Origin of the sequence: Photorhabdus sp. RM323S (assembly GCF_042879375.1) — a bacterium.
Lineage (GTDB): Bacteria > Pseudomonadota > Gammaproteobacteria > Enterobacterales > Enterobacteriaceae > Photorhabdus > Photorhabdus tasmaniensis.
Genome location: NZ_JBHFKZ010000044.1, coordinates 30,091 through 44,166, shown reverse-complemented (window position 1 = coordinate 44,166; position 14,076 = coordinate 30,091). Strand labels below are relative to the sequence as shown.

General features: G+C 39.1%; 10 protein-coding genes. 3 read left to right on the top strand and 7 right to left on the bottom strand.

Annotated features, from left to right (window positions below; translation table 11 throughout):
- Nucleotides 1–730: 730 nt before the first annotated feature.
- From gntR to gntU, 3 genes are all read left to right on the top strand, one after another.
- Nucleotides 731–1,726 (top strand): gluconate operon transcriptional repressor GntR, encoded by a 996-nt coding sequence (gntR, locus tag ACGF7G_RS16540; protein ID WP_133816322.1) that lies wholly within the window; start codon nucleotides 731–733, stop codon nucleotides 1,724–1,726.
- Between the two features lie 167 nt (nucleotides 1,727–1,893).
- Nucleotides 1,894–2,433 (top strand): gluconokinase, encoded by a 540-nt coding sequence (gene gntK / locus ACGF7G_RS16535; protein ID WP_133816321.1) that lies wholly within the window; start codon nucleotides 1,894–1,896, stop codon nucleotides 2,431–2,433.
- Nucleotides 2,433–3,770, top strand: a complete 1,338-nt coding sequence (gene gntU, locus ACGF7G_RS16530; protein ID WP_387466894.1) for a gluconate transporter — start codon at nucleotides 2,433–2,435, stop codon at nucleotides 3,768–3,770. Before gntK ends, gntU begins: the two co-directional genes overlap by 1 nt.
- 145 nt (nucleotides 3,771–3,915) lie before the next feature.
- Here gntU and ACGF7G_RS16525 read toward each other — a convergent pair whose 3' ends face one another.
- From ACGF7G_RS16525 to ACGF7G_RS16495, 7 genes are all read right to left on the bottom strand, one after another.
- Entirely contained in the window at nucleotides 3,916–4,371 is a 456-nt protein-coding gene (locus tag ACGF7G_RS16525) for a hypothetical protein (protein WP_387466899.1), read from the bottom strand.
- Nucleotides 4,372–4,502: 131 nt separating this feature from the next.
- On the bottom strand, nucleotides 4,503–5,723 hold the full coding sequence (locus ACGF7G_RS16520) for an SGNH/GDSL hydrolase family protein (RefSeq protein WP_387466892.1): 1,221 nt from the start codon (nucleotides 5,721–5,723) through the stop codon (nucleotides 4,503–4,505).
- Nucleotides 5,710–6,846, bottom strand: coding sequence for a DUF459 domain-containing protein (locus ACGF7G_RS16515; RefSeq protein WP_387466890.1), 1,137 nt, complete (start codon nucleotides 6,844–6,846; stop codon nucleotides 5,710–5,712). The genes ACGF7G_RS16520 and ACGF7G_RS16515 overlap by 14 nt, the downstream gene beginning before the upstream one ends.
- Entirely contained in the window at nucleotides 6,833–8,254 is a 1,422-nt protein-coding gene (locus tag ACGF7G_RS16510; RefSeq protein WP_387466888.1) for an MBOAT family O-acyltransferase, read from the bottom strand. The genes ACGF7G_RS16515 and ACGF7G_RS16510 overlap by 14 nt, the downstream gene beginning before the upstream one ends.
- Before the next feature lie 183 nt (nucleotides 8,255–8,437).
- On the bottom strand, nucleotides 8,438–9,238 hold the full coding sequence (locus ACGF7G_RS16505; RefSeq protein ID WP_133816316.1) for a protein bax: 801 nt from the start codon (nucleotides 9,236–9,238) through the stop codon (nucleotides 8,438–8,440).
- Nucleotides 9,239–10,510: 1,272 nt separating this feature from the next.
- Nucleotides 10,511–11,590 (bottom strand): fimbrial protein, encoded by a 1,080-nt coding sequence (locus tag ACGF7G_RS16500; RefSeq protein ID WP_387466886.1) that lies wholly within the window; start codon nucleotides 11,588–11,590, stop codon nucleotides 10,511–10,513.
- Nucleotides 11,591–11,600: 10 nt separating this feature from the next.
- Entirely contained in the window at nucleotides 11,601–14,075 is a 2,475-nt protein-coding gene (locus ACGF7G_RS16495) for a fimbria/pilus outer membrane usher protein (protein WP_387466885.1), read from the bottom strand.
- Nucleotide 14,076: the final 1 nt, after the last annotated feature.

Here is a 14,076-nt window from a genome sequence, read left to right as displayed (position 1 = left end):
CTTTGTTTTATACCTATTTTTTTAAGAAACAGACCATTGGTTAATTAATCTGTGAATAATCAAAATACGCTATAGCAGTAGCAGACATAAAAAATAACTTAAAACAGCTTTTTAAAGCTGATAGAAAAGAAACTGTAATCAGCCCTAGACGATAATTAATTACTTATTTTTCCATTTACATCACAACCAAAACTGGAATAATCAGTTTTGTCATTATTCTGGTTATGTAAAATATTATCATCAGTATGATTAGTTAGAATAGTATTTAGAAATACAGTTGTATTAGTACGGACTGATATTCTGGACGGAATGCTTTTTTTAATGCTGGTAAATGACGGTATTTTTTTTCTTGCATTTTATGTTTTGACCGCCTTCGTATCTGTATCTGTATCTGTAATAGTGCTTTTCTGGGGGATAATGTCAGTAGCAGCAGGTTAATCAGTAGTTTAGTGTTTTAATTTTATCTGGGATTAACGGACAAATACTGTAGAAAACATTGCCTGTTCAATCTTACATTTTTGCTGGAATTGTAGATAAGTGTTATCGTTGTATTTCACATTATATCTTGATTGAAAATCATCCTACAGAGTCTGAATAGATAATAAATCGGGATCACTGTTCCACTACCAGACTAAACTCAAAAAAAGCGTGTTCTGATAGTGTATAAATATGTCATAGCGGTGTGTTTATTATCCTAAACTTTTTTACTAATTTTGTATTGTATTGAAATATGAAGAAAAAACGTCCTATTTTACAAGATGTGGCTGATCGTGTTGGTGTTACAAAAATGACAGTAAGTCGTTTCTTGCGTAACCCTGAACAAGTTTCTGAGCAATTGCGAAAGAAAATAGCTGATGCTTTGGATGAATTAGGTTATATCCCGAACCGAGTTCCGGATATTCTTTCTAATTCTACTAGTCATGCTATCGGTGTTTTGTTGCCTTCTTTGACTAACCAGGTTTTTGCGGAAGTTATCCGTGGTATCGAATATGTGACAGATCGTAATGGTTATCAAACCATGCTGGCTCACTATGGTTACCATTCAGAGAAGGAAGAAGAACGTTTAATTTCCCTGCTTTCCTACAATATTGATGGCTTGATTCTTTCTGAACGTACTCACACACCGCGAACTTTGAAGATGCTGGAAACCGCCGGGATCCCTGTCGTTGAGCTGATGGACTGTGTTTCTCCCTGTATCGACACGGCAGTCGGTATTGATAACTTTGAAGCAGCTCGACAGATGACCATGGCAATGATTGAGCGTGGTTGCCAGCGGGTGATTTATCTTGGCGCAAGGCAGGATGAAAGGACCATTATTCGCCTGGAAGGTTATGAAGCTGCAATGAAAAGCGTAGGTTTAAAGCCAGGTAAGGTTATGACACCTGACAGCTCTTCTTACACCTTAGGGGGCAAACTACTGAATGAAGCACGAACAAAGTATCCTGATGTGGATGGCCTGTTTTGTACCAATGATGACCTCGCTATCGGAGCAATTTTTGAGTGTCAACGTCAGGGGATAGCTGTACCGCATGATATTGCGATAGCTGGTTTTCATGGTCACGATGTTGGTCAGGTGATGACACCAAAACTTGCCAGTGTGTTGACACCTCGTGACTTAATGGGACGGAAAGCTGCTGGATTATTGATGGCACGGCTGAAAGGTGAACATTTACCACAGAAAATGATCGATATCGGTTTTCAGTTATCCTTAGGAGAAAGTATTTAATCGGTCAACTGGATTTACATTTTTTGAATTAATTTGTGAAAAACATCACATTTCCATTTCTTGAATATTCCGTGTTGTTGCGAAGTTTACTTCTACTTCTGATAATGTTACCGATAACAGTTACCGGTAACATTTTGTGGGTGAAATATCTGCGCTAAGGAATTTATATGAGAGATACCCAGCATTCGAATCACGTTTTTGTGCTTATGGGGGTATCAGGCAGTGGTAAATCTGCTGTTGCCAATGCTGTGGCTTATAAACTGGACTCCGCTTTTTTGGATGGTGATTTCTTACACCCGAGATCTAACATTAACAAGATGGCTAAAGGCTATGCACTGAATGATGAAGATCGTAAGCCTTGGTTGAAATCACTAAATGATGCGGTTTTTGCTATGCAACGCACAAATCCAGTTTCCCTGATTGTTTGTTCTGCGTTAAAAAAGCATTACCGGGATATGCTGCGTGATAATAATAAGAATCTGTCATTTCTTTATATGAAAGGTGACTTTGATTTAATTGAAAATCGGTTGAAAGCACGTAAAGATCATTTCTTTAAACCTCAAATGCTGGTGTCTCAATTTGAGGCATTAGAAGAACCGGGTAGAGATGAAAAAGATGTTTATCTGATTGATATTAGATCGTCTCTTGATGAAGTGATTAATCACTCAATAAGAATAATTAATAGTGTCATTTCAGGGGAAAAATAATGAGTACTTTAACCTTAGTGCTGACAGCAGTTGGCTCTGTTCTTTTACTGCTGTTTTTGGTGATGAAGGCTAGGATACATGCTTTTGTTGCGTTAATACTGGTATCTATGGGGGCGGGTGTTTTTTCTGGTATGCCATTGGATAAAATTACCGAAACAATGCAAGAAGGAATGGGCGGAACATTAGGCTTTCTGGCAATTGTTGTCGCACTGGGAGCGATGTTTGGTAAGGTTCTGCATGAAACAGGCGCGCTGGATCAGATTGCGATTAAATTACTAAATAGTTTTGGTGAAAGCCGTGCGCATTATTCATTGGGGATCGCTGGTCTGGTTTGTGCTTTACCGCTGTTTTTTGATGTAGCGATTGTTTTATTGATTGGTGTAGCGTTTGCAGTCGCGCGCCGTACTGGCGGTAACGTAGTGAAACTGGTTATTCCTTTGTTTGCCGGTGTTGCGGCAGCCGCAGCGTTTCTGTTACCCGGTCCAGCTCCGATGTTGTTGGCTTCACAGATGAATGCTGATTTTGGCTGGATGATCCTGATTGGTATCAGTGCAGCGATTCCGGGGATGTTACTGGCTGGTCCAATTTTTGGTAGTTTTGTTAGTCAATATGTTACCTTGGATTTACCCGCTGATATAAATGAACCAAGTCTTGGTCAAGGTACGATGCCATCTTTTGGTTTGAGCTTGTCGCTGGTTTTGTTCCCTTTGGGTTTGGTGGGATTAAAGGCTGTTGGTGAGCGTTTTGTTGAACAAGGCTCTGAATTGTATTTGTGGCTTAAATTCATCGGTCATCCATTTTCTGCGATTCTGGCTGCTTGTTTGATTACCATTTATGGTTTGGCAATTCGTCGTGGGATGAGTAAAGAAAAAGTAATGGATATTTGCTCTTCGGCTATTCAACCGGCTGGAATTATTTTGTTAGTTACCGGGGCAGGCGGTGTATTCAAACAAGTGCTAGTGGATTCTGGGGTTGGCCCGGCGTTGGGGGATGCATTGATTGGTGCGGGCCTGCCAATTGCGTTAGCATGTTTTATCCTTGCTGGTACAGTGCGTGTTATTCAAGGGTCTGCGACTGTTGCTTGCCTGACAACTGTTGGTCTGATTCTGCCGGTTGTTGATGTATTGGAGTATTCTGGGGCCCAACTTGCAGCTCTCTCAATCTGTATTGCGGGGGGATCTCTGATATTGAGCCATGTTAATGATTCCGGTTTTTGGTTGTTCGGTAAATTTACTGGCGCGACAGAATCTCAAACATTGAAAACCTGGTCAATTATGGAAACTATTCTTGGCATAACGGGAGCTGCTGTTGGGATGATTTTCTTTGCCATGATGTAATGCCACTTCTGAATTTTTAAGGTGCTGTTATAAGAATGAAGATTTTACCAGCTAAAACGTAGAGTACTTTTTTGGGGTGTTAAATTAATGCCGTTTTCTATGAAAACGGCCATATAGGTTAGTTATGTTAAAGATATTGATGAAACTAGAATAAGCTTCTTACTAATGGATGACGATTGCACCAGCGATCTTTATAGGTAAGAGAAGGTCTGCCAATAGAATAACGCATCGTTTTTTGATGTTGCTGGCACAGGTTTGAAGCGTTCTGAATATTTAACCACATTAAAACACTGCCAACACTGAGATTGGAATATTCGGGATCGAGTCCACCGTCTACTGCGTCAAATGAAATCCACTGGGGACTGTCTTCTTTTATGACGAGATCGTAGGTTACCGGGGCACCATTGATAGTTAATACATTCCCGTACAGATGTTGTTTGAGTTCAGTATATAATTCAATTAATTTTTCTTTCTCTTCTTCATTATGCGTTTTGTATGTCCAGCGTTTTTCGTACAGTGTCGTGTAAATATCGACGAACTCTTGACAGGTAAAATCGTTAATTTGATGTATTTCCCCGCCAGAACGTTTAAATTTGTTAATTTCATTATTGGTTTTTAATTAAATTGATACCTTGTGAACTTGTTCATATTGTAGTTCATAACTCTAAGATTTTGTTACACTAAATGTAATATTGGTATTTAGTACGATTCCCAATGAAGTTTCATTGTTGCTTATTGATCGAGAACATTTATTAATTGCTGATATAAAGCTTCAGCACTGCGCTGATAACCGGCGGCTGAAAGGTGAACATAATCTGGGCGAGCAAGATCTTGTTGTACCCAGCCTCTAATTGAGCACTTCCCCCCCATATATTCACGCCAGTTCCAGAATAGTGTGTGCTGTTCCTGAGCGACTTCTTGCTGAATACGGATGACATCATTCAACATTGCGGGTTGTTGTGTTGTACAGTTCGCTGCTTGACTGTTTTGCAAGGAATCACCAGGGCCAATAATAAGGATAACTGCTTGTGGTAACTGATGACGGATCTGTTTTATCTTGGTTTCCAGTTGCTGACGATAATTTGATAAGTCTAGAGAATCATTAAATGCTTCATTAGTGCCATAAGCAAGGATCACCATATCGGGGTGTATTTGCGCTAATGTATTCATCCATTGTGGCTGCCACTTATCCATCATATTAATGGTTGCACCATTAATACCTAAAGCGGACAACATAATACCTGGCTGTTTACGTCTGATAAACCAGCCACCTAATTTTAACTGATTATTCTGTATCGCTATAATATTAACCGGGAATGTGACCGATTCTTCAGTGGAAAATTGCCATTGACCGTGAGTTAGCGGTAATTTAAGTATTCGCTTGGTTGTAGATTGAATCAGAATCTGAGAATCATCCGTTGCTTGGTATAACGTTTTAAGTTGATAGCGATCACGAGATAGTGAAAACAGCGCCAACGTTAATTGACTTGTTTGGCTATCGGGCTCTGCAATTGCACCACCGAGAGGGAAATCGGGCAGATTATCTTTGCGACTGGTTGTGAGTTCCCATTGCTGTTTATTACCTGTCATATTGATTATTGAGCTACGTTGGCCGGGCACATTTATTGGGCTGATAAAGCCAATACCGGCATCACCAAAACGTTGTTGTAATAAAGAGCGGAGTTTGCCAGTAAAAAAGTCTGCGGCAGTATGGGAATCACCTATTTGAACAAAATGCAGTTGATTATGACGGCTGTTGTGAAGTTTATCTACCAGTAAAGTGAGATTGGGTTCACCAAAGTCTGTTAACTGCTGGTTTGCTTTTGTCGACTGTTGCGTTGACAATGGCTCTGGCTTTTGTTTATGGCATGATATCAGACTTAAAGAGAGCGTGATGACCAGACCAAGGCCGATAGAGTGATATCGCCGGAGGAGTTGTTTAAGTCTTTCCATTATGTTTGGCTGGTTCCTGAATAAATTCAATCAATGAGAATATATTGTCCGAGATAGTTTGCTGGCCTTTCAAGCTAAAATGTATACCATCGCCGCTTCTGAGTTTAATTTTGTTACTATTGTCACCAATATAATCAGAATAATCATCCGTATGGTATTTAAAAATGTCGTTAACAGAAACGTAGATTTCCCCGGCTTTCGCTACTTCTGATTGATACAATGATCTTAGATATTCCATATTAGCAGAGAGTTTTTTCTGTCGCATATTGGGAGGGCCAACCCAGATAACATCAGCTCCGTGGTTACTTGTTTCGGTAAGGATCATGTCGATACGTTGGCGATAGAGGTTTTCCCAATCAGGACTTGCGAATTTCAGGTAGGTGCTTCCATGTTTTGGTGGCATATCCCAGGGGTCATTTGGCCCTAGGAAGATAACAACCAGCTTGATATCGTGGTTAGCTTCCAATGCCTTATTGATAGTTTCCGGCCAGTTAAAAAAACCGGGGTAAGCAAGCCCAGTACTTTGTTTGCTGAGATTAATACTTGCAATACCGTAATCCTGATAGAGCCGACGTTTCAGATGGGGGGCAATGCCCTGCATCATTGAGTCTCCGGCAAAAAGCACTTTATCCTTGGCTGTCAGCGTCACATTGGTTTTGGTGATAACTAGACTGGAATGAACATTATTGCCTGAATTGTGGAGCACCGATGAACCGACAAAATTAGTATGAGGGGGTTTTTGTAATAATTCAGGGAAAGTTGCCGGAAGATTTGCTATAGGAGAGGTATAACCACCTAGGAGTCTCAGCCCGATCTGAAAACCCGCGGGAAGGATGATATTCGCTTCCAAGGAAGTTGGCTGATAATTGTCACTGTTATTGCCGGTAGTATGTAAGATGAACGCTTTTCCCGCAGCGAGTAGGCCTTGTTCCAGATTATCCCCTAAATCCCAGAGTGGGTTACCTTGTAAGGCTGCCCACAGGCTTTGCTGGTGGTATTTCTGTTGCCAGAATCTATCCAGTGAACGATGATTCAGCCAGATTAACAGTAGACTGGTTAATACCACGATAAAAATGACTTGCCCGGCAGTTTTTAAATTGGATTTGAATTCAGAAATTAGCATAGATAAATCCTGGCATTCCTTGTGGTGAAAGCATAAATACTAAAGTCAGAATAATCGCTAATGGTATTGGGTAGTATCTCCATGAAATCTGAGCATGAATTTTCCCAACGACTATTTTTAGATTAGTCAGCCACGGATAAATAATAAAGAGTCCCCAGAACATCAGTAACAACCCACCGTTGGCTATTATCGAGTGAAATAAATCTGTTGATATTAATTGATTTAATAATGTCAAGGCATCATCCAGAGTAGGGCAACGGAAGAAAATCCATGCCAGACAGACAAAGTGAAAAGTGGTCACTCTGGATAAAAATGAGGTTACTGGATTTTTGGGCGTGTTTTCGTTTTTTTTGTTTTTTGAGGAAAATAACTGATATTTAACATTGAGGATAATTAATCCTAACCCATGAATAGCTCCCCAGATAATGAAGTTAATTCCGGCACCATGCCATAAACCGGAGATGACCATAGCGGCAAACAAATTAAGATTTTTACGTATAAATCCTTGCTTATTACCGCCAAAAGAAATATAGACATAATCACGGATAAATTCAGATAAACTGATATGCCAACGGCGCCAGAAAGCTTGTAAGTTTTCCGCCAGATAAGGGGCATTAAAGTTTTCAGGTACCCTGAATCCGAGGAGTAGCGCTAATCCGGTAACAAGATTGGTATAGCCAGAAAAATTAAAATAGATATGCCAGGCATAGGCATAAATACCAACCAGGATTTGCCCGGCATTGTAGCTGGCAGGGTCATCAAAAACTGGGTTTACATAATTTTCGGATAGATAAGAGCTGAACAGGAATAGTTTAGTTATTGCCAGTGCAATCAGCAATATTGCTCTTGATGGTTCAATGATCACTCTTGATGAAATCTGGATTTGGGGCAAAAAATCTTTAGCCCGGTTTATTGGTCCGGCAACAATACTGGGAAAAAAGCAGAGGTATAAAACGACATCAGGGAATGATGCCTGGGGAATTTCTTTTCTTGTGACAGAAACGACATAGCTGACGGAATGAAATGCATAGAAAGATAAACCTAAAGGCAGTAGTAATGTCAGTATGGGTAAATCTATGGATAAACCAAGTTTGGCAAACGCTTGTTGCAGGCTTTCCTGAAAGAAAGAGTAATATTTGAATGCAGTGAAGCATCCCAGGATACCTATCGTCAGAATGGTAAATGTGATACGGTCGGATAGAAATTTGCCCGCTATGTTTGTTAAAAGATAGATAAATAGCGTATAGCCAAATAAGATGCCGGCGAAAAGTGGATTAAAAGAAAAGACAAACAGATAACTTGCGATTATCAACAAGTAGTTTTGTGCTTTCGCGCTTTTTTGTAGCATCCAATACAAGAGAAAGAGGCCAACAAAGGACCCAAGAAACTCAAAAGAAAAGAAATTCATATTAAACTCTGGCTCATCATCTTGTCGCAATACAAGGGTAATAATGAGCGATATTATAATATCTAATCTAAATATTCTATCAATGAGAAAGACATGTTGGTGAACGTAAAAAATCATCCGCTTCATACCTTTGTTATGAAACGGATAATTTTGGCTTCTGGGGCTATATCTGTGGGTTCATACTTATTTGACACCTTCGTTATGGTCGTTTTTAGCGAACTCTTGTGCTTGGGTAATAAGCCCTTTGTTGCTGTTAAACACTTTATGCAGGTAGCTGTTGTAAGTAGAACCTAATTGTGAATATCCTTCAAGATTATCAATCAGTTTGCTGGTATTCAACGATTCCTGGCTGTTCCTCTGTTTAGCGCGTGAAACACGTAATGATTCATAAGCGTTATGGGTATTCATATTTCTCATATAGGCTTCGACAGAATCATTGATAGTCGGATAGGAGGAATAACCTTTTATCTTACCCCGGGTCTTCTTACAGTTGTTACCGCAACGCATACCAAACAAGTTGTTATTTTGTTGTGCAAGTTTAGACGTTCCCCAACCAGATTCTGTTGCCGCCTGAGTTGCGACAAAATGGGTTGGGATGATGTCAACACGGCTCAGTAGCTTGTTCCAGTTAACTTTTTTAGGCGAGCTGCTACAGCTCACGTTGTAGTTTTTGCAAATACGTTGCAGGAACCTGATATCCTGAGTGGACCAATGTTTGGCTTTCTGGTGTTCCAGTAACCATTTCCGTTCCTGCATAATTCGTTGATTGTGTTTATCAATTACAGGGACAACTACATTTAAAAACGCTTTCTTACGTGGGATGCCCGAAGGGTATTTTCGCAAATCTGGCAAATTGCTTTGTGCGCCATTGTGAGAATACTCCATGCTTTTAGCGGTGCTGGTTGATGCGTGACTAAAAGCGGAAAACAATAGTGAAATAAAGAAAGCGAAGATGGCAGTTGTCCTCGTCGTTTGAGAGGGCATTGCTTTTCCTCGTTTGCTCTGAATAAAAAACAACCTAATGCTAGCAAAATAAATCCAGCATAGCCAGAGTTATTAGTAATTCATAAATTTATTTTCTGTAATGAAAGTTGTTATTTTGCTAATTTATTCTATGGTTTTTTATTAATTTATAGGTGGTTATCTGTCATTTTTGTATAAAACGTTGCTTTCCTGAGCTGGGGTATTCATCAGGTATAATAATGATTGTTTTGTTCATTTCATGCCTGAGAGGTTTTTTCTAAAAGAAAAATGATCTGTAAACCAGCTGGTAGAGTATCCAAAATTATTGAACTCAGTTCGATCCCGTTTATTTACAGTACTGCCAATCGTAAAAACACCGCAGCGAGTAATAAACTAATGGATATTAATATTGCCGCTATAAGAATAAGTATCATTTTCATAAAAAGGTAACCTGTTACCGATATGGTTTTTCCTCTGTGAGTTAAAATTGAGCTGTGTCTGTCAGATTTGAGTTGATTTTATAATATACCCATTATCATTGGTTTGGCTCGATGCAGGATATTCGATATGGTTCTGAATGTTAAGTTAAAATAAGTAACAATGTGTTACAATTATCTATTTTGGATAGATGTTATATATAACACAATAATATAGGCACATATGAAAATAATGGTTTTTTAATGGTTTGTTTGTCTATAATATAAATATCTATCTTTTGTTTTCAGTAGTGTTTTTTTGAATATAATTTATGTTTTTTTGTGATCGAGTAATTTGTGTTTATTATATTTTTGCATTTAATGTGAATATATCAATGTCTAATAATTTGTTTTTTGCCTCTTTATTTTTTATTTATATCTTTGATTTTAAACTAATTATTTTATTTTCAATATGTTTCATTGAATGTTTGTTTTATATTTTTTCATTATTATTTATATTGTTTTTTTGCTTAATTATTATCCATTTTATATATTTAAATGTAAAGGTTTTTATAATTTTTTTCATGTCTTAAATGAAAATTAAAAATATAGATTTTGTATTGTTTTTTTATATTATTGGTAAGTGATGATATGTTTTTTTCTATTTTTCAGATAATCGTACCACTTTATTAGAAAATTAAGTGAGTATGCGTGATTATTTAATATTATAATTATCATTATGTTACGTAAGTTCTGAGTAAGTTGTAAATGTAAATAGCTTTTCTTTCAGAAACACTTTGTTACACATTATTACTTATTGAAACATAAATTTTTGGTTGAGCCGAGAGATATAGAGGACATTTCCCTTGCCTTCGGGTTAATTGTATTCAAAATTCAGAACAGACGTTGCTTTCAATTCCCCTGCTATGATGTTTTGGGGATCATAAACGTAGTAGTAAGCATTAAAATCGATTGTAAAGTGTTTATCGATAACGTTGCCGGCATTTTTGCTGAATAGCTCTGTTGCTCCGCGAGAGGAAGATTGCGAAGCGCTGAAAATTATGGGTGTTGAATTACCTTGTTGAGAGACACGGATACCAACGCCTTTAGCGGCACCTGCTTTGCTATCAATTAACGTTTGATTGTCGTTTGGTAGTAAATTATTACTGCTTAGGTAGGCTTTAACTGAACGTGAGGTTTTACCGTTTTTGAGATAATCGCAGGCAAAGTTGAGTGTAAAAGGTGTTTCTCCTCTATTTGTTCCGTTAAGTAGTGCCGTGCGGTTAACTTTCGGCAGATTCACGGTTAATCCCGCATTTGAGAAGTTACAAGTTGTCTCTTTGCGATCAAAAATCATGGTGACCGGTTGATAATAGATATCCTCAGAATGAGTTGGCCACACCCAGGTGAGAATAAAGGTTAAGAAATCTGTAGCAAAACGAACAATGGCGTCAAGGATCCCTAGATTAGTGGTGTCCATTGCAATAACAGCTGTTTTTAATGTTGCATTATTGCCGGAAAAGACGTGAATATTATTACCGCTAGGTCTGCCATTCAGTAGCTTAACATTAAGCGTAAATTGTGCCTGTAATTTGCTGGCCGGATATGTTGTATTACTGTTTCCCAGACTAATAGTGCCGCTGGGAGAAAGATCTGTGATAGCCACTTCTACATAATCTTTACCACCATTGAATCCCAAAACAACCTTGTTTCTGGTAAAAGGAGAACCATTAGCAACGGAGTTTTGTTTCCACAATGCGTTTCTAGTACATGTAAAATAGCCGGAATACCGGGTGCTCAATAGCCAAGTTTCATTACTGTTCAGATAGAGATTATCTGTCATATTAATTGTGATTGCCGGTGCGGTTATCGCATGATTGGGTTTACAGTCCGCATAAGCGATACTGCTGCTACCCAGAGTGATTAAAGCCGTCAGATACAATAGATTAAGTTTCATTATTTTTCCCCTAACGGCAAATATTGGCGGTTGAATCCATTTCAGGTTGTGGATTGTTTATTATGCAGCTCTTTTCACCTGACTGACCGATACGGACATAAACTTGCTGCGGTAATTTCTCTACTCGCAGGAAAACCATACTACCCTGACCAATATATCCCAGGCTGTTACCTTCTGAATCAACAATTTCAGTGCCAAAAGGCAGAGGTTTACCATTGGCTTGAGTGGCGTAGAAAATAAAATTTTTCCGCTGGTCTGTTTTAAATCCGAGATGGGTAATGGCACCCGAATAGGGCGCAACGTCTCTGATGTTACCGATAAGTTCAGCCGCCCCTTCCGGCACTTCACTGGTATCAAGCATGATGGCGTTTTTACGGTAAGGAGAAAGATAAGGTATCAGCAACTTACCGCTGTTATTGGTTACCATGCTTTTATCACCATTTACAGAAGCGTTAACGGTGCCTGGTGCGTCAATGATTGCGAAGGTTTCCCCAACTTGATTAGCGGCTAGAATTCCACTCCGGTAAGCGACTAAACTGCCTGTTGCACCCATCCCCATCTGGCGATAATCCTTGGATTGGCTATAAGAACTATTCAGTGTGGAAGCGGATGTTTTATAGGTCAGATTTGCACTGGTTGTTGTGGAACCACTTTTCTGATCTGAAATATTGACGTGGTAATTCAGGCGGTTGTTCTGGCCTGCGCTGCCACTCAATCCCAAGTCACTGTTGTTGTAATGCTTGTCATTGATTGAGATATTACTTGTCAGATAGGCTGGAGAGTCAAACAGCTCAAAAGGAACAGACAGTGTCAGATAATAGCGCTGCTCCTCTTTATTCTCTGTTTCATTGATATTGTATCGGACACGGCTTGCCGTCAGGGTATAATTGATTTTCCCCAGACTGTTGGAATACCCCATTTGATACTCTCTGTTTTTGTTCTTTGTTCCCCAATAATCACGGAATGTTCCTGAAAGAAAAAGTGAACCCGCACCGTTACCAAGACTCTGGTTCAAATTGATATTGAAGGTATTTTTCTGGTGAGAATAGTATTGTTGGTTATATCCGTTGCTTATCCAGTCATGTAGATTAGTGGCATCGATCAGGTTCAGATAGTTTTTAGTTGAATAGCGATAAGCTGCCAGAGAGAAATTCGTTCCTGTTTGTGGAATATAGCGGCTATAAGACATTTTGTAGCTCTGGCCTTTCATCGTTGGGCTATTATCAAATTTGGCACTGGATCGTGAAATATCAAGTGAGATAGCGCCAATTGGTAGGTTAAAACCACTGCCTAACAGCAATGAGTAATAATCTTTACTGATGATGGTGCCGGTATAACCTGTCAGGACATTATTAAAGCCATATTGATAGCTGGCTTGGAAAAAGTTTGGTTTATAACGACTATTGGCGATTTGTGTTTTACCTGCGCTGATATCGTATTTGCCAAGACCTTCTTTCATCATATTAGGAACAGATGAAAAGGGAACGGTAAAGCTGTTGGTACGCCCTGTCGCTTCTGTGACTTCGACAAATAAATCTCCACCCGAACCTGTTGGTAAAATAGTATCAATGGCAAAGGGGCCAGGTGGTACATTGCCTTGATAAATAACAATATTATTCTGAGAGATTTTTACCAGAGCGTTAGTTTGTGCAACTCCCCGGACGATAGGGGAAAACCCTTGCCAGGCATCGGGGTACATGCGCATATCTGTTTTCAGGTTGATACCCCGGAAACGGAAAGAATCGAATAGATCACTTGATGTATAGCTATCACCAATGCGAAGTTCTGCGTTAATTGGTGAAATGCCCCGTTGCAGATAACGGGTATTATTACTCCATTTATTGCCACTTGAACGTGTATAGTAATAAGAGGATTGATCACGTAATTGCCAGCCAAATAGGTTCAAACCGCTATTAAGTGACACGTAAGCATTATCTTCATTCTCATAGTGACTGTTCTGTTTATTCCTGTTTTGAGTATGGTAATAGTTGGCATTATAGGAAAGCATAGCGCCTGGAATTCCTCTGTCCCAGAAGGCAGGATCGATATAACCTTTCAGTTCATTTTTAATATAAGCTTGAGGAACGACCAGATGCAGGCTGAGTTTAGGAACATCAAGATTAGCTTTTCCCTCATGTATTATTTTAGTCAGAAGAACTTCACCTTTAGATAAATTTTCTGTTGTTAATTGATTTATATCAATTTTTATCCCCAGTCTCGGCAGATCTTCCGTTAATAAGTAGATGTCTTTGCCATCGTTTTGGATATTAATATCAAATCGTCCTTTCCAATCATTATTCAGGTATATATCAATATCGTAGTGGCCGGCGGGGAGTTCTGAAGCAGAAGAAAATCGGGATAAATCCGCTTTTGCAGATTCGCCGGCCAGAAAACTAGTATTAAATGTTGCGGCATAACATAAGCAATCTGTATACAGGATAGTGGTGATGATCAGAGTTAACGGGCTAACTTTTTTTCGTATCATG

Excerpts from the sequence above, each read along its gene's own strand:
- ACGF7G_RS16510 (WP_387466888.1), bottom strand. The coding sequence starts at position 8,254 with ATGAATTTCTTTTCTTTTGAGTTTCTTGGGTCCTTTGTTGGCCTCTTT.
- ACGF7G_RS16515 (WP_387466890.1), bottom strand. The coding sequence starts at position 6,846 with ATGCTAATTTCTGAATTCAAATCCAATTTAAAAACTGCCGGGCAAGTC.
- ACGF7G_RS16495 (WP_387466885.1), bottom strand. The coding sequence starts at position 14,075 with ATGATACGAAAAAAAGTTAGCCCGTTAACTCTGATCATCACCACTATC.
- ACGF7G_RS16500 (WP_387466886.1), bottom strand. The coding sequence starts at position 11,590 with ATGAAACTTAATCTATTGTATCTGACGGCTTTAATCACTCTGGGTAGC.
- gntR (WP_133816322.1), top strand. The coding sequence starts at position 731 with ATGAAGAAAAAACGTCCTATTTTACAAGATGTGGCTGATCGTGTTGGT.
- gntU (WP_387466894.1), top strand. The coding sequence starts at position 2,433 with ATGAGTACTTTAACCTTAGTGCTGACAGCAGTTGGCTCTGTTCTTTTA.
- ACGF7G_RS16520 (WP_387466892.1), bottom strand. The coding sequence starts at position 5,723 with ATGGAAAGACTTAAACAACTCCTCCGGCGATATCACTCTATCGGCCTT.
- gntK (WP_133816321.1), top strand. The coding sequence starts at position 1,894 with ATGAGAGATACCCAGCATTCGAATCACGTTTTTGTGCTTATGGGGGTA.
- ACGF7G_RS16505 (WP_133816316.1), bottom strand. The coding sequence starts at position 9,238 with ATGCCCTCTCAAACGACGAGGACAACTGCCATCTTCGCTTTCTTTATT.